Origin of the sequence: Streptomyces sp. YIM 130001, assembly GCF_003574445.1 — a bacterium.
In the GTDB taxonomy this organism is placed as follows: Bacteria; Actinomycetota; Actinomycetes; order Streptomycetales; family Streptomycetaceae; genus Streptomyces.
The window spans coordinates 56,781-71,459 of sequence record NZ_KZ984564.1 but is presented as its reverse complement, the minus strand read 5'-3'; the positions used below and the strand labels follow the sequence as shown (position 1 = coordinate 71,459).

Annotated in this window: 13 protein-coding genes; 10 read left to right on the top strand and 3 right to left on the bottom strand. The window is 71.4% G+C overall.

The genetic code is table 11. The annotated features are described in order from the left end of the window. Nucleotides 1–117 precede the first annotated feature (117 nt). Both DSC45_RS27040 and DSC45_RS27035 read left to right on the top strand, forming a co-directional pair. Complete coding sequence (locus tag DSC45_RS27040; protein WP_119294582.1) at nt 118–735, top strand: ATP-binding protein; 618 nt, start codon at nt 118–120, stop codon at nt 733–735. A gap of 139 nt (nt 736–874) precedes the next feature. Continuing rightward, nucleotides 875–1,861, top strand: coding sequence for a DUF5926 family protein (locus DSC45_RS27035; RefSeq protein ID WP_119294581.1), 987 nt, complete (start codon nt 875–877; stop codon nt 1,859–1,861). A gap of 323 nt (nt 1,862–2,184) precedes the next feature. On the opposite strand, the gene DSC45_RS27030 is transcribed toward DSC45_RS27035, so the two are convergent. Beyond that, the gene (locus DSC45_RS27030; protein WP_240434870.1) at nt 2,185–2,736 is read right to left on the bottom strand and encodes a hypothetical protein; all 552 of its coding nucleotides are present in this window, start codon (nt 2,734–2,736) and stop codon (nt 2,185–2,187) included. An 85-nt stretch (nt 2,737–2,821) separates the two neighbouring features. Beyond that, nucleotides 2,822–3,520 (bottom strand): bifunctional DNA primase/polymerase, encoded by a 699-nt coding sequence (locus DSC45_RS27025; RefSeq protein ID WP_119294580.1) that lies wholly within the window; start codon nt 3,518–3,520, stop codon nt 2,822–2,824. Nucleotides 3,521–4,101: 581 nt separating this feature from the next. On the opposite strand from DSC45_RS27025, the gene DSC45_RS27020 reads away from it, so the two are divergent. Next, nucleotides 4,102–5,460 (top strand): PP2C family protein-serine/threonine phosphatase, encoded by a 1,359-nt coding sequence (locus tag DSC45_RS27020; RefSeq protein WP_205571441.1) that lies wholly within the window; start codon nt 4,102–4,104, stop codon nt 5,458–5,460. 62 nt (nt 5,461–5,522) lie between these two features. Continuing rightward, the gene (locus tag DSC45_RS27015; protein ID WP_119294578.1) at nt 5,523–7,004 is read left to right on the top strand and encodes an aminopeptidase P family protein; all 1,482 of its coding nucleotides are present in this window, start codon (nt 5,523–5,525) and stop codon (nt 7,002–7,004) included. A 107-nt stretch (nt 7,005–7,111) separates the two neighbouring features. Here the strand turns inward: DSC45_RS27015 and DSC45_RS27010 are convergent, their stop codons facing one another. Further along, the gene (locus tag DSC45_RS27010; RefSeq protein WP_119294577.1) at nt 7,112–7,579 is read right to left on the bottom strand and encodes an ATP-binding protein; all 468 of its coding nucleotides are present in this window, start codon (nt 7,577–7,579) and stop codon (nt 7,112–7,114) included. A 290-nt stretch (nt 7,580–7,869) separates the two neighbouring features. On the opposite strand from DSC45_RS27010, the gene DSC45_RS27005 reads away from it, so the two are divergent. From DSC45_RS27005 to efeB, 6 genes are all read left to right on the top strand, one after another. Beyond that, nucleotides 7,870–8,754 carry a hypothetical protein gene (locus DSC45_RS27005; RefSeq protein WP_119294576.1) on the top strand — a complete coding sequence of 295 codons (885 nt, stop codon included), beginning with the start codon at nt 7,870–7,872 and terminating at the stop codon, nt 8,752–8,754. Between the two features lie 98 nt (nt 8,755–8,852). Further along, nucleotides 8,853–9,605 (top strand): YcnI family copper-binding membrane protein, encoded by a 753-nt coding sequence (locus DSC45_RS27000; RefSeq protein ID WP_119294697.1) that lies wholly within the window; start codon nt 8,853–8,855, stop codon nt 9,603–9,605. A 75-nt stretch (nt 9,606–9,680) separates the two neighbouring features. Further along, the gene (locus DSC45_RS26995; RefSeq protein WP_119294575.1) at nt 9,681–10,337 is read left to right on the top strand and encodes an SCO family protein; all 657 of its coding nucleotides are present in this window, start codon (nt 9,681–9,683) and stop codon (nt 10,335–10,337) included. Then, nucleotides 10,334–10,831, top strand: coding sequence for a copper chaperone PCu(A)C (locus DSC45_RS26990; protein ID WP_240434869.1), 498 nt, complete (start codon nt 10,334–10,336; stop codon nt 10,829–10,831). The genes DSC45_RS26995 and DSC45_RS26990 overlap by 4 nt, the downstream gene beginning before the upstream one ends. Nucleotides 10,832–11,016: 185 nt before the next feature. Then, nucleotides 11,017–12,999: a copper resistance CopC/CopD family protein gene (locus tag DSC45_RS26985; protein WP_240434868.1), complete on the top strand. Its 1,983-nt coding sequence runs from the start codon at nt 11,017–11,019 to the stop codon at nt 12,997–12,999. A 6-nt stretch (nt 13,000–13,005) separates the two neighbouring features. Further along, nucleotides 13,006–14,391, top strand: a complete 1,386-nt coding sequence (efeB, locus tag DSC45_RS26980) for an iron uptake transporter deferrochelatase/peroxidase subunit (RefSeq protein ID WP_119294574.1) — start codon at nt 13,006–13,008, stop codon at nt 14,389–14,391. The last annotated feature ends 288 nt before the right edge of the window (nt 14,392–14,679 follow it).

Below are 14,679 nucleotides of genomic sequence, written 5' to 3'. Positions count from 1 at the left end.
GCGGACACACTTCACGCGCGCGTGGAGCACGATTTCCGCACACCGGACTCCCACACACACCTGCTGTCACACACGCAGAGTGCACCGGCGCGTTCGGTACGTGTTCGATGGTTACGAGTGCGTCACCAGAGGGCGATTGGCCGGTTTCCGGTCCTGCCCAGTGGGGCATCCACACCGTGGCGTGGGGCAAAGGAGGTCTCGGGGGTGGCGTTGGTGGTGGCACAGGAGGTGCCCGCGTCGTCAAGCATGGCCGTACCTCATGGCCCTGCGGGCGTGGGCCAGGCAAGACATCGCATGCGTACGCAATTGCGCAGGAAAGGCGTGTCTGATTCGGTCGTTGATGACGCTGTATTGATCCTTTCCGAACTGCTCAGCAATGCCTGCCGACACGGCAGGCCACTGGGCGCATCAGCTGTCGGCGACGGGGACGTTCGCGCCTCGTGGCATGTCGACGCGGCCGGCAGGCTGACGGTCGAAGTGACGGACGGCGGTGGTCCGACCCGTCCGGTTCCAGCCACTCCCTCGGTCACCGCACGCGGCGGCCGCGGGCTGAACATCATCACCGCGCTCTCCGACGACTGGGGCGTACGGGACACCGCCCCCGGCGAGGTGACCGTCTGGGTCGTCCTCGCGGGCGGGGACGTACGCTCCGACCTCGACGCACGCCTGGCGAGCCCCGGCTCACTGGCCTCGGTCGACATCGACTTCGCCGACCCCTTCGAGGACTTGGCCTGACCGTGCCCGCCGCGGTATCCGGGAGGGCGTCGTCCCGTTCACCCGGAAGTGGCCGGTCCCCCTCTGGCGACCGCGCTGTCGGACCGAGCGGCTAGGCTCGCGCCCGTACGCAGGATGACGTCACCGGGAGACAGCCACCATGGCCAAGAAGCGCCCTCAGTCCAAGGCCAAGCAGCGTGCCGGCGCGCCCTCGGCGGCCCGGATCACCGAGGGCGAGATCCCGGTAGTCGGTGCCCGTGAGCCCTGCCCGTGCGGTTCGGGTCGCCGGTACAAGGCGTGTCACGGCCGCGAGGCGGCACATGCGGTGACCGAGCTGGTCCAGCGCCCGTTCGAGGGCCTGTCCGGCGAGGGCGACTGGGTCGCGCTGCGTGAGCTCGTCCCCGCGGCGACGGTCGACCTGACCCTCAAGGACGGACTGCCCGAGGGCGTACCGGCCGTGACGCTCGCGACGGTGCTCCCGATGGCCTGGCCGGGGCTGCGCCGCGATGACGGCTCGGTACTCGTCGGCCTGCAGAACGACACCTCGTCGGGCGACCTCAGCCGCGACCTCGCGGACGTCCTGCAGCGTGCGATCGACACCGAGCCGGGTAATCCGGTCTCCGGCCGCCGCGCCCCTGCGGACGGCCCGCGGCTGCAGGACCTGCTCGCCCCTGACGCGCCCTTCGAGCCGGTCGTGCACAGCGGATTCGAGTTCTGGGTCCCGGACTCGGAGAACGCCACGGCGGAGGTCTCCGCCTCTCTGGAGCGGGCCAACGAGGCGGCCATCCCCACCGGCAGGCTCGCCTCCGTCGAGGCCGCCTACTGGTGCGAGACCCCGGACAAGAACCACCTGCGCTGGGTCATGCCGCACCCCGAGGAGCAGCTCCTCGACGCGCTCGCCCGGCTGCACGCGGCCGGGAGCTCGAGCCTCGGCGAAGGCACCCGTCTCGTCGGTTCGTTCCGCGCCCACGGTCTGATGGTCCCGGTGTGGGACCTGCCGAGCGAGGTGACGGCCGAGGACGTCGAGAAGCCGGCCGCCGCCTTCGCCGAGCGTCTGGCCGAGGCCCTGGCGAGCGACGCACCGCTCACCGCGGAGGAGCGCCGGGCCCGCGGCGGGCTGACCAACCGCCAGGTCACCCTGAGCTGATCACGCCGTAAGCCCGGCGCGTACGACCGGAGCAGGGCCGGATGTCCCGCGGTGCGAGCCGTTCGGCCCCATGCTCCGGAGGCGTAGATCGGCACCGGGCGACGGCGAGCGACCGGACGGTATGAGTCCAGTCACAACTCGCCGTAGTCGCAGGTGAATACGGCTCGAGACGGGCGAGATCGAATTTGCGAACGGCCGATCTCTTGTTACCGTTCAAGTAGCCCGGTCGCTGGTGCATCCCCCGTCGCCAGCGACCGGGCGCTTTCATGTCCGGAGCCGGGCCGGCACACCGGCCTCTCCTCGAGCCCCGACCTCGGCTTTTCTCAACGCCCTCCGGTTCCGGGCGAGTTACTCCCCGACCGCAGCAGCAGCGGTCCATCGTCGCGTGCACCCGCAAATTCCGCCACTGCCGTGCCGGCTCCACCGCGCACCGGTTCACGCGGCGTCTCGCAGATCCCCGGTTCGTCGCCGGTCACGATCCGGCAATGCGTGCGCACCGTGCGGCCGCCGGGCGCCATCAGCGTCAGGACGGCCCGCAGCACGTCACCTGTGGCATTGCGGTAGTAGGTACGGGCCCAGGCGCTGCCGGCCTGGGAGATCACACAGGTCTGGGCCTCGACTCCGTCGGCCGAGGCCAGTTCGGGCCCGCACTGCTCGGCTCGGCCGCCCACCCCCACCGGATCGCGGCGCTCCGACGGATCACCGGAGCTCGCGACCGGCCCCAGGGCATCCCCGGGATGTGTCGCGTCCGCCGGGGCCCGCCCGCGCCCGGCCGCGGCGAACGGCCCCGCCGATGCGACAGCGAAGGGAAGCAGCACAGCGAACGCGGCGACGCCCATCAGCACCGCCGGGCCGACTCGTTTCAGGGGACTCACCGACTCAACTGCCGTACGACGACCAGGGATGAGTCCGAACGTAGCCGCGCCCTGCCACCGCCGGGGCGGCGCGCGCCCGAGCCGTCTAGAACTCGGGCGCGCTCACACCCGTACGAGTGAGGGTCTCCACCAGGACATCCACGACGGACTCGACCTGGGGCAGCCACGGCGCTTCACCACGGGGCAGCGCACTCGCTCCCCGCGCACCGGCGTCCACACCGGGCCCGCGCTCCCAGCGCACCCCACCGCTCGCCGTCTGCGACGGCGGCAGGACGACATAGCCGCCCTCGCTGTGGAAGCGCAGCGACCCGGGCACCCAGTCCTTGGCGTAAAGCAGCTCCCCGAGCTGGGCCATCGAGTAGGGAGCGACGAACAGCGTCCAGCGGTCCGGCGCCGCGACGACGGGGCCGAGCCGGGCACCACCGCTGTCGAGCAGGGCCAGGGCGTGGGCCGCCGATGCGGCCGGCAGGCTGACCGCGCACGGTCCCGGCGCTCCGGTGGCCAGCACGATGGGTGCTGCCGGACGGTTGGTCCACCACCAGCGGACCATGCGCTCGTCGGTCGTCGCGGCCAGCAGGCCGGGGTCGAAGGGGTGCGCCCCCGGCACCGGGCACTCCGGGTCCGGGCAGGCGCAGCCGGGTGTGCCGGACTGGGCGCTGCCCACGCCGGGGAGTACGGGCCATCTCCATGCCGTGGCGAAACCCAGTGCCGCGCCGATCTGGTCAGGGCGCCCACCGTTTCGCTTCGACAGGAGCCTGCGTCGCCTTCCGAGGATCTCGCGCATGAGCGCTCGTTCCTTTCCGTTGAACGCCGAGGGCCACTTCACACCAAGCGTGCGTCAGTTCACTGTGCGTACAAGATCGGCGCTGCACACCCCGAGCCCGAGGCATGAGGAGCCTCTTGGAGTCGAGCGTTGGCTGTGCTTCATTAAAGCCTGGCGGAGGGTGGCGCGTGCCTGGCGCTTACCTGCCGTGCGCGTTCGCCGTGTGCGTGCTCGCTGTTCTCCGCCGTTTTCGCCACTGGAGAGTGGGGGACGCGGTCGCTGTCCGTTAAGACGTCCGAGTGCGTCGTCAGGTTCCGGGACGGCCCAACTGTCCCTGTCCTACACCGACTACGTACCCGCCACGACCGCCGTGACGCCGTGTTGAGCAGGGTCAGTCGACCGCAATTCGCCTTTACTGCTGTCAGTTTTCAGCCATGTTGATTTTCTCCCCTGTTTCCCCTGGACACCAGGAATCCCAGCAGGACAATGCTGGACATCTCCTCTTCTCTCCGTGTAGATGTGGAGGCATTGCTAGCGACGCAGCATGACAGGGGGTTTGCGATGCTATCGAGCAATATGCACCGGCCCGAAAGCCGGACGCCATGACTACCCCGAAGCTGGGGAAAGTGGCTGGAATCGATTCAACGGTTCCACCCCCCGCGCACACTGTCGCGCCCGCGCCCGCCCCCTCGGCCGTCATTCAGGACAGGCTCGCCGGCTGGGTCTCCGACCTCACCACACTGCACGAACTGACGGAACGTCTCGCGCGTACGACCACCATGCTCAGCGCTCTGCGCGAAGTCCTGGACGCCGGCGCCGGACTGGTGGGTGCCCGCCGCGGACTGCTCGTACTCGAACCCGCCGACGGCCACGGCCCGGACACCACCGTCGGACTCGGCCTCGCGCACGCCGACCTCGGCCATATCGAGACCGTCCCCCGGGGCGTCACCGCGATCGGCCGCATCCTCGACGGACAGCCGGGCTGCGACGGCGAGATCGCCCACCCCGACCTGCTCGCCGAGGACGGCCTCGACCCCCGCCACCGCGAGGTCGCCGTCCGGCTCGGTTACGCGGCCAGCTACACGGTGCCGCTCACCGGCGAGGCCACCGGCCGGCTCGGCGCCGTCGTCTGGCTGTACGACGAACCGGCCGAACCCCCCGAGCGCCGCCGCCACCTGGCCGGCCGCTATCTCCGCGCCGCCGGCGAACACCTGGCCCGACTCGTCGAACTCGAGCGGGCCCGCACCACCATGGCCACCATCGCCGACGAGCTCCTTCCGGCCCGCCTGCCGCGCGTCGCCGGCGTCCGCATGGCCGCCCGGCATCGCACAGGACCGCGCGGCGGCGGCGACTGGTACGACGCACTGCCGCTCCCCGACGGCGCACTCGGCCTCGCCGTCGGCTCGGTGACCGGTGCCGGACCGAGCGCGGTCGCGGCGATGGGACGGCTGCGGGCGTCCCTGCGCGCGTACGCCGTGATGGAGGGCGAGGATCCGGTCGCCGTACTGTCCGACCTCGAACTGCTCCTCCGGCTGACCGAGCCGGCCAGGAGCGCCACCGCCCTCTTCGCGTTCTGCGAGCCACGACTGCGGAAGATCGTGATCGCGGGTGCGGGGCACATCCCGCCGCTGGTGCTCGGGAACCGCAGGACCGAGTTCGCGGAGACGTCCCTCTCGGCGCCGCTCGGCATGCTGGCCTGCTGGGAGGCGCCGAGCGTCGACCTGATCCTCAATCCCGGCGAGACGCTGCTGCTCTGCACGGACGGGTTGCTGCACCGCACCGGCGACGCCATGGACCGGGCGTACGCGCGACTGCACGCCGCCGCCGCGAGTGTGCCCGCCGCGCTGCGCGACGATCCCGAGGGCATCGTCGACCACGTCCTGCACACCGTGCTGCCCGACGGGCTCGACCGGGCGGACAGTGCGGAGGACGTGGTCCTGCTGGCCGCCCGTTTCGACTGAAATCTCACACGCCCGAGGCCGCCCTCCGTCGTTCGTTCACACATACGATGGAGGGCGGTCTTATGTCGTATCGAGGAGGCAACGTGGCCGAGGAGCTCACCCCCCAGAGCGCGGAAGAGTCCGAGGAAGAGCCGGTCAAGCAGCGGAAGAACGGCCTGTACCCGGGAGTCTCCGACGAGCTCGCGGCCAGCATGCAGTCGGGCTGGGCGGACACGGAGCTGCACGGCCTCGAGCCGGTCGCGCAGGCCGAGCACACCGCGCGCCGCCGCGCGGACCTCTCGGCCCGCTTCCCCGGCGAGCGCCTGGTCGTCCCGGCGGGCAACCTGCGGACCCGTTCCAACGACACGGAGTACCCGTTCCGCGCATCGGTCGAGTACGCCTACCTGACCGGCAATCAGACCGAGGACGGCGTCCTCGTCCTTGAGCCGGCCGCCGAGGGACACACGGCCACCCTCTATCTGCTGCCGCGTTCCAACCGGGAGAACGGCGAGTTCTGGCTGAACGGCCAGGGCGAGCTGTGGGTGGGCCGCCGCCACTCCCTCACCGAGGCCGAGCAGCTCTACGGCATCCCCGCATCCGATGTGCGCGAGCTGCCCGCCGCGCTCGCCGAGGCCACCGGTCCGGTCCGGGTCGTGCGCGGCCACGACGCCGGCATCGAGCAGGCGCTGGCCGACAAGGTCACCGCCGAGCGCGACGAGGAGCTGCGGGTCTTCCTCTCCGAGGCGCGCCTCGTCAAGGACGCCTTCGAGATCACCCAGCTCGAGCAGGCCTGCGCGTCCACCGCGCGCGGCTTCGAGGACGTCGTCCGCGTCCTGGACAAGGCCGAGGCCACCAGCGAGCGGTACATCGAGGGCACCTTCTTCCTGCGCGCCCGCGTCGAGGGCAACGACGTCGGCTACGGCTCGATCTGCGCCGCGGGCCCGCACGCCACCACCCTGCACTGGGTGCGCAACGACGGACCGGTCCGCTCCGGCGACCTCCTCCTGCTCGACGCCGGCGTGGAGACGAACGAGCTCTACACCGCCGACGTGACCCGCACCCTGCCGATCAACGGCCGGTTCGGCGACCTGCAGCGCAAGATCTACGACGCCGTGTACGAGGCCCAGGAGGCCGGCATCGCGGCGGTCAAGCCGGGAGCCAAGTACCGCGACTTCCACGACGCCGCGCAGCGGGTGCTCGCCGAGAAGCTGGTCGAGTGGGGCCTCGTCGAGGGCCCGGTCGAGCGGGTCCTGGAGCTCGGCCTGCAGCGTCGCTGGACCCTGCACGGCACCGGCCACATGCTCGGTCTCGACGTCCACGACTGCGCCGCCGCGCGCACCGAGACGTATGTCGCGGGCACGCTCGAGCCGGGCATGTGCCTGACCGTCGAGCCGGGCCTCTACTTCCAGGCGGACGACCTCACCGTGCCCGAGGAGTACCGCGGCATCGGTGTCCGTATCGAGGACGACATCCTGGTCACCGAGGACGGCAACCGGAACCTGTCCGACGGACTGCCGCGCCGCTCGGCCGACGTCGAGGCGTGGATGGCCGAGCTCAAGGGCTGACCGACCGGCTGCCGACGCAGCGACCGCAGCAGGGCCGATGGCCGGGCACCCTCGGGGTTGCCCGGCCATCGTTCGTTCGTCCGGCGGTGAATACCGGCCGGCGGTATTCAGACCGTCTGGAGCAGGGCCCCGTCACGCCACTTGAGGATCTTGTCGAAGCTGACGACCGCGCCGCCGGTGCCCGGACTGTTGCCGAAGGAGACGTGGTCGGCGATCTCCTCGATCAGACAGAGGCCGCGGCCGTGCTCGGCGTCGGCGGAAGCCGGGGAGGCAGGCGGAGTGCGGCGGTCCGCAGAGGGGAAGCCGGGTCCTGAATCGGCCACCTCGATACGGCACATCTCGCCGTCGAGGTAGGCGGTGACGCGGTACGAGCGGGAGGCGGCGCGGACGGTGCCGGACGTGGTGGGACCGCCGTGCTCGACGGCGTTGGCGCAGGCCTCGCTGAGGGCCACCGACAGGTCGTAGGAGATGTCCGGATCCACGCCTGCCGTGTCCATCGCGCCCCGCAGGAGCCGGCGCGCGAGCGGAACACTCTCGGCTTCACGCCGTAGTTGGAGAGACCACCAGATGCTCATGCTCCAGCCTCCCGGCCCGACTCGACATACCGATACGTATGTCCGTGATCGCCCTTGTGTAAGCCCGGAGTTGACGTGATACCGCCCATACGGCGGATGCGCGGGCCGGCGATGGGGGTGTAAGTCGGCCGGTGCGCGGGGTGCCGGAGGGGCGGTCGGGGCGTGCGGGGACGTGCGGGCGAAGCCGGTCGTTGTCCGGTATGGGACGCCTCGTATGCCTGAACGTGATGTTCCGGACCTTGTGGACCTGCCGTACCCGCAGGGTGGGCCCAGTGCGATGATGAGGCGTCATGCCTGCCCCCCACGCGTTCGAGCAGCGGGCCGGAGCCGGTCTCCGGTTGATGAGGGCCGTGGTGTTCGCCGCGGTCTGCGTCGTGCTGTCCGCAGGGGGGCACGCACTCGCCTCCTCGCACACGGTGCCGCTGTGGACCGTGGGTGTCGGGTTCCTGGCCTCGCTCGGCCTCGTCGTGCCGTTCGCCGGACGGGCGCGTTCACTGCCCGGCATCGCCGCCGCACTCGCCGCCGGGCAGCTCGCGCTGCATGTGGTGTTCGGGGCCGGGCAGCATGGTGCGGCCGCGGCGGCACAGGGCTGGCCCCCGGCCGATGCCTCGCTGATCCAGCGGGCCTCGAAACTGGTGTGCGGCGCCGGGGCCGCGGTGATGAACCCCGCCGAGGCGCGGCGCATCCTCACCGTCGCCGGCATGAATCCGGACACCCCGCCCACCGGCCACGAACACCACCACAGCATGGCCATGGGCGCCTCGCCCGAACCGGCCGTGGAATCCGGCGGTACGGGGCTGCTGCCCGACGTACCCATGCTGCTCGGCCACTTGCTCGCGGCGCTCGCCGCGGGCTGGCTGCTGCGCCGCGGCGACCTGGCCCTGCTCCGGCTCGTGGAACTGTCCGCGGTGTCCAGGGACGGCCTCACGCACGGTGCGCCGGTCCGCGCACTGTGTGCCGCACTCGCGCTCGTACGGGCCCTCGTCCGCGGGCCGGTGCCGGACGCCGACGCGCTGGCACTCTCGCCGCCCACCGCGCCGCGCTCCGCACCGACGCCCCGTACGGAGACGCTCGCGGACACGGTGATCAGGCGCGGGCCGCCCGCGCCCTCCGGACCCTCCCCGCTGACCGGCGCCTGCCGGCCCGCCCGGGACGTCCTCGCTCTCGCTGCCTGACGCGCATCCCCACCGCAGGAGGTCCGGGGTGCCGCGTCGCACGCGCGCGCGTCCACGCGCACCCCCTCAACCTCACTGCTGAAAGCGGAGTGTTCGCCATGCCCAAGACCACTGTTGCCCCCGCCCGCCGGATGACCCGCCTGATCGCCGTGCCGGCCGTCGCGGCCACCGCCGTGCTCGCCCTGTCCGGTACCGCCTTCGCGCACGTCAGCGTGCAGCCCGAGGGCGAGGCCGCCAAGGGCGGTTACGCCACCGTCAACTTCAAGGTGCCGAACGAGAGCGACAAGGCCGCCACGAACAAGCTCGAGGTCAGCTTCCCGACCGACCACCCGCTCGCCTCCGTGATGCCGCAGCCGGTACCCGGCTGGGACATCAAGGTCACCAAGTCGAAGCTCGACAAGCCGCTCGAGGTGCACGGTTCGAAGATCGACGAGGCCGTCTCCAAGGTCACCTGGACCGCGGACGGGGACGGCGTGAAGACCGGCGAGTTCCAGCAGTTCCCGGTCTCGATCGGCGCGCTGCCCGAGAACGCCGACCAATTGGTGTTCAAGGCCGTCCAGAGCTACGACGACAAGGAGGTCGTGCGCTGGATCGAGGAGCCCAAGGAGGGTGCCGCCGAGCCCGAGCACCCGGCCCCGGTCCTCGAGCTCGAGGACGCCGACGACAGCCACGGCGACGACAGCAAGGCGGCCGCCGCGGACAAGGACGACAAGGACGGCGACGAGAACGCCGCCGAATCCGCGGACTCCTCGGACAACACCGCCCGGGTCCTCGGCATCGTCGGCATCGTCGTGGGCGCCGCCGGCGTCGCCTTCGGTGTCCTCGCCGGCCGCCGCCGCACCAGCAGCTGACTTCAGCCGTTCCGCGCCGGGGCCGCTGACCGGCCCCGGCGCGGAACGGATCGACCACATCTGGGACATTTTCGTATGCGCAAGAACCGTGTGATCGCCGCCGCCCTGCTCAGCGCCGCCGCCCTGACGCTGTCCGCCTGCAGCAGCGCAGGAGACGACAAGGACAAGCCCACCGCGGAGGTCTCCGCCGAGAAGGAGACCAAGGCCGCGACCGTGCTCGACACTCCCTTCAAGAAGCCCGACATGATCCTCACGGACACGAACGGCAAGGAGTTCGACCTGATCGAGCGGACCAAGGGCAAGCCGACGCTCGTCTACTTCGGCTACACCAACTGCCCCGACGTCTGCCCGCTGACGATGAGCAACCTCGCTCTCGCCCTGAAGGACGTACCCGCCGACGTCCGCAAGCAGCTGCAGGTGATCATGATCAGCAGCGACCCCGAGCGGGACACCCCCAAGGAGCTCGGCAAGTGGCTCAAGGGGCAGGATCCTTCCTTCATCGGTCTGACCGGCGACTTCCCGACCATCCAGGCGGGCGCCCGCACGCTCGGCATCTCCATCGACAAGCCGGTCAAGGAGAAGGACGGCTCGATCACCTCGACCCACGGCAAGCAGGTCATGGCCTTCTCGCCGAAGACCGACGAGGGCTACGTCTTCTACAACGGCGAGACCACGAGCGCCGATGACTACGCCAAGGACCTGCCCAAGCTCGCCGAGGGAGCCAAGCCGTGACCAAGCACCACTCGGATTGGCGGGTTCCGCGGCGTCTGCTCGCCGGAGGGCTCGCGCTCTCGGCGGGACTGCTGCTCGTCGGCTGCGGCTCCGACTCGGGCGGCGGGGACTCGGACGCCGCCAAGCCCGAACTGACGGTCTCCGACGGCTATCTGCCCGTACCCGCGAGCGATCACATGGCCGGCGGGTTCCTCACCGTGAAGAACGGCGGCGCCGCACCGGACAAGCTCCTCTCCGCGACCAGCGACATCGCCGGCGAGGTGCAGATCCACGAGACCGTCGACCAGAAGATGAAGCACGTCGAGTCGCTCGAGGTGCCGGCGGACGGCGAGCTGCGCCTGCAGCGGGGCGGCAACCATCTGATGTTCCTCGAGCTCGAGAAGAAGCCGAAGCTCGGCCAGAAGGTCTCGCTCCGCCTGAAGTTCGCCGAGTCCGGCACGGTCGAGACCCACCTCGAGGTGAAGGAAGCGACGTACAACCCGAAGGCCGAGTGAGGCTCCCCGAGGACCTGGTGAGGCGTTCCGCAGCCGCGGCAGCGGGCGCCGCACCGGACCCGGCTGTACCCCGGTGCGGAACCGTCCGTTCCAGAGAGGGATCCACGGTGTTGAAACCGACCAGGACCGCCCCGCGTGCGGCGGCGTGGGAATCGAGCAGAACCGCCTCGCGCACGATCACGGCCGTGCCGCGCACCGGGCAACTCCTGCTGCTGCTCGTCGTGACGCTCGGCTCGCTCCTCGTCTGGGCCGCGCCCGCCGACGCGCATGCCGCGCTGACCGGGAGCGATCCGAAGCAGGGCTCGGTGGTCGAGCAGGCTCCGGAGCAGGTGGAGCTCAGCTTCTCGGAGAAGGTCGCGCTGTCCAAGGGGTCGATCCGGGTCCTCGACCCCGCGGGCAAGCGGGCCGACAAGGGGACCATCTCCGATCTCAGCAGCGGTTCGGACGTCAGGTACGCGACCGCCCTGAAGCCCGGCCTTCCGGACGGCACCTACACCGTCGCCTGGCAGGCGGTTTCCGCCGACAGCCATCCGGTCTCGGGGGCCTTCACCTTCTCCATCGGGGCTGCTTCGGACACCTCCGTGGCGCTGCCCGACACGGAGGCGGGCGGCGGTGTCGTCGGCACGCTCTACGGGGCGGCCCGGTATGTGGCGTACGCGGGGTTCGCGGTCCTGGTCGGCGGGGCGGCGTTCCTGCTGATCTGCTGGCCGCGGGGTGCCGGACTGCGGCCGCTGCAGCGGCTGGTGGTCGGCGGGTGGCTGGCGTTGACCGCGTCCACCCTGGCGATGCTGCTGCTGCGCGGTTCCTACACCGGCTCGGGGAAGCTCGGCGACGTGTTCGACCTGGGCAGCCTCGGGGACGTACTCAGTACGAAGACGGGGGCCGCGCTGGTCTCCCGGTTGCTGCTGCTCGCCGCGGCCGCGCTTTTCGTGGCGGTGCTCTTCGGGGCGTACGCGCGACGGGACGAGGGCGACGGGGGAGCGCCGGACGGGGAACCGGGCGCCGAGAAGGCGGGTTCCGGTCGTGCACCGCGGGACGCGGACGAGCGCAGGGATCTCGGGTTCGGGCTCGGCATCGGCGGTGCGGTCGTCGCGATCGGCCTGGCCGCGACCTGGGCACTCGCCGAGCACGCCTCGACGGGCATCCAGACCGCGCTGGCGATGCCGATGGACGTCGTGCACCTGCTGGCCGTCGCGCTCTGGCTCGGCGGGCTCGCGGCGCTGCTCGTCGCGCTGTACCGGGCGCCCGCGGTTCCACGCCCGGCGGTACTGCGCTTCTCGTCGGTCGCCTTCTGGTCGGTGGTGGCGCTGGCGGTCACCGGCGTCTACCAGTCCTGGCGGCAGGTCGGTTCCTGGTCGGCGCTCACCGGCACCTGGTACGGCCAGCTGCTGCTCATCAAGATCGGTCTGATCGCGGTCCTGGTGGGGATGGCTCGGATATCCCGCCGCTGGACGGCGCGGCTCTCGGTGACCACGGACGAGGGCACGAACACCGAGCCCGCCGAGGACACCGAGGCGCCGGATGCCGCAGGGGGCGGCGGCGAGCGTACGGGGAAGGGGACCGGCAAGAGCGATCGCTCCGGGCCCGGCACGCGCGCCCGCGAGGCTCAGTTGGCCAGGCAGCGTGCCGCCGTCGAGGCCGCGGCCGACAAGCGGCGCCGTGACGGCGACCCCGAACGGCTCGGCCTGCGCCGCACGGTGCTCGCCGAGGCAGCCGTCGCCGTGGCGGTCCTGGCCGTGACCACCGTGCTGACCGGCGTCGAGCCGGGGCGTACGGAGGAGGAGGCCAGCAACCGGCAGCAGTCCGCGTCGAGCAGCGAGCAGTCGGGACCGACGAACCTCGAGCTGCCCTTCGACACCGGCGGCGAGAACGGCCGCGGCACCGTCCGACTCGAGCTCACCCCGGGCAGGACCGGCAACAACGACCTGCACCTCTTCGCCGACACCCCGGGCGGCAAGCCGTTCGACGTACCGGAGATCAAGGTGTCCCTCACCTTGAAGGCCAAGGACATCGGGCCGCTGCCGGTCACCCCGGAGCACATCACCACGGGACACTGGTCGGCGAGCGGAGTGCAGGTCCCGATGGGCGGCGACTGGCAGTTCTCCGTCACCGTCCGTACCTCGGACATCGACCAAGTGACCGTCACCAGAAACGCGAAGATCGGCTGAACGACCATGGCTGGCTCCTCAAGGAACTCGGATTCCGCCCCTGACGTCGACCCTTCTGTCGACCCGGAATCCGGCGCGCGATCTGTCGACCCGGAATCCGGCGCGCGATCCGACTCCGGTACATCCGGCTCGGGCTCCGCACCGGACGAGGGCCACGCGCGCGGGAGCACGATTTCGCGGCGCCGGCTGATCGGGACGGCGGGCGCCACCGGGGTCGTCCTCGGGGCGGCGGGTCTCGGCGGCGGGTACGCGGCGGCGGCCGGAACGCGGGACGAGGAAGGGGCGCGGCTGGCTTCCGTCGGCGACCGTTCCGTCGGTTTCGAAGGAGCCCGGCAGCCGGGCATCACCACTGCTGCGCAGGCCCACTGCCACCTGGTGGCCTTCGATCTCGTGCCGTCGGCCGGGCGCACGGAGGCCGCCGCGCTGCTGCGCCGCTGGTCGGCCACGGCCCGCCGGCTGATGGCCGGCCACACGCTCGACGACTCCACGGGGATCGCCCTCGACGCCGGGCCGTCGTCGCTGACCGTGACCTTCGGGTTCGGGCACAGCTTCTTCGCCAGGACCGGGCTCGAGGCGCAGCGTCCCGGCGCACTCGACCCGCTGCCCGACTTCTCCTCCGACCGCCTCGATCCGAAGCGCAGCAACGGCGACCTGTGGGTGCAGATCGGTGCCGACGATGCGCTCGTCGCCTTCGACGCCCTGCGCTCGCTGCAGCGCGAGGCCGGCAAGGCGGCCCGGGTGCGCTGGCAGATGAACGGCTTCAACCGGTCCCCCGGTGCCACCGCGCGACCGATGACGACGCGGAACCTGATGGGGCAGGTCGACGGGACGAACAATCCCCAGGAGTCCGACGACGACTTTCGCGAGCGGCTCTTCGCCACCGGCGAGGGCGCACGCCGGCCTGCCTGGATGGCGGGTGGCTCGTATGCGGTCGTACGCCGCATCCGGATGCTCCTCGACGACTGGGACGGGCTGTCCTCCGGCGCACAGGAGCAGGTGATCGGCCGCCGCAAGAAGGACGGTGCGCCGCTGTCGGGCGGCAGTGAGACCACCGAGCCGAAGCTCGACGCGGTCGGCAAGGACGGCAAACTACTCGTCGCGTCCGACGCGCACGCCCGGATCTCCCGGCCCGACCAGAACGGCGGCGCCGCGATGCTGCGCCGCCCCTTCTCGTTCCACGACGGCTACGACGCGGACGGTGTGCCGGACGCGGGTCTGCTGTTCATCGCCTGGCAGGCGGATCCGCACCGCGGCTTCGTGCCCGTGCAGCGCAAGCTCGACCGCGGGGACGCGCTGTCGAAGTTCATCCGGCACGAGTCGAGCGCCGTGTTCGCGGTGCCGCGTGGGGCGCGCAACGGCGAGTACGTGGGGCAGGAGCTGCTGGAGGGCTGAGGCGGGGCAGTCGCTCGTTTCCGTAGCTCCACGCGCGCGTGGAGCATGGTGCCTGTTCCCTTTTCGCCCTCTACGCGCGCGTGGAGGCCGCCCCCTTTTCGGCCGTTACGCGCACGTAGCGGCATCCGGCGCAGGCTCTGCTTCCGCGGCCCCTGCGCGCGGGTCAGCCTCTGGCCACAGGCGGACCGGGACTCGTACGGCGCATTAGGCTGACCGTATGTCGGCGAACCGCGCCGCGGCCCCGGGGCAGTGCCCGGGAGCCTGTCCGGCGGCACCGGCAGCGCCACC

What these genes read in the sequence shown, in the direction of transcription:
- DSC45_RS27035 (WP_119294581.1), top strand. Translation starts at nt 875, where the DNA reads ATGGCCAAGAAGCGCCCTCAGTCCAAGGCCAAGCAGCGTGCCGGCGCG.
- DSC45_RS27025 (WP_119294580.1), bottom strand. Translation starts at nt 3,520, where the DNA reads ATGCGCGAGATCCTCGGAAGGCGACGCAGGCTCCTGTCGAAGCGAAAC.
- DSC45_RS27020 (WP_205571441.1), top strand. Translation starts at nt 4,102, where the DNA reads ATGACTACCCCGAAGCTGGGGAAAGTGGCTGGAATCGATTCAACGGTT.
- DSC45_RS27015 (WP_119294578.1), top strand. Translation starts at nt 5,523, where the DNA reads ATGTCGTATCGAGGAGGCAACGTGGCCGAGGAGCTCACCCCCCAGAGC.
- DSC45_RS27010 (WP_119294577.1), bottom strand. Translation starts at nt 7,579, where the DNA reads ATGAGCATCTGGTGGTCTCTCCAACTACGGCGTGAAGCCGAGAGTGTT.
- DSC45_RS27005 (WP_119294576.1), top strand. Translation starts at nt 7,870, where the DNA reads ATGCCTGCCCCCCACGCGTTCGAGCAGCGGGCCGGAGCCGGTCTCCGG.
- DSC45_RS27000 (WP_119294697.1), top strand. Translation starts at nt 8,853, where the DNA reads ATGCCCAAGACCACTGTTGCCCCCGCCCGCCGGATGACCCGCCTGATC.
- DSC45_RS26995 (WP_119294575.1), top strand. Translation starts at nt 9,681, where the DNA reads ATGCGCAAGAACCGTGTGATCGCCGCCGCCCTGCTCAGCGCCGCCGCC.
- efeB (WP_119294574.1), top strand. Translation starts at nt 13,006, where the DNA reads ATGGCTGGCTCCTCAAGGAACTCGGATTCCGCCCCTGACGTCGACCCT.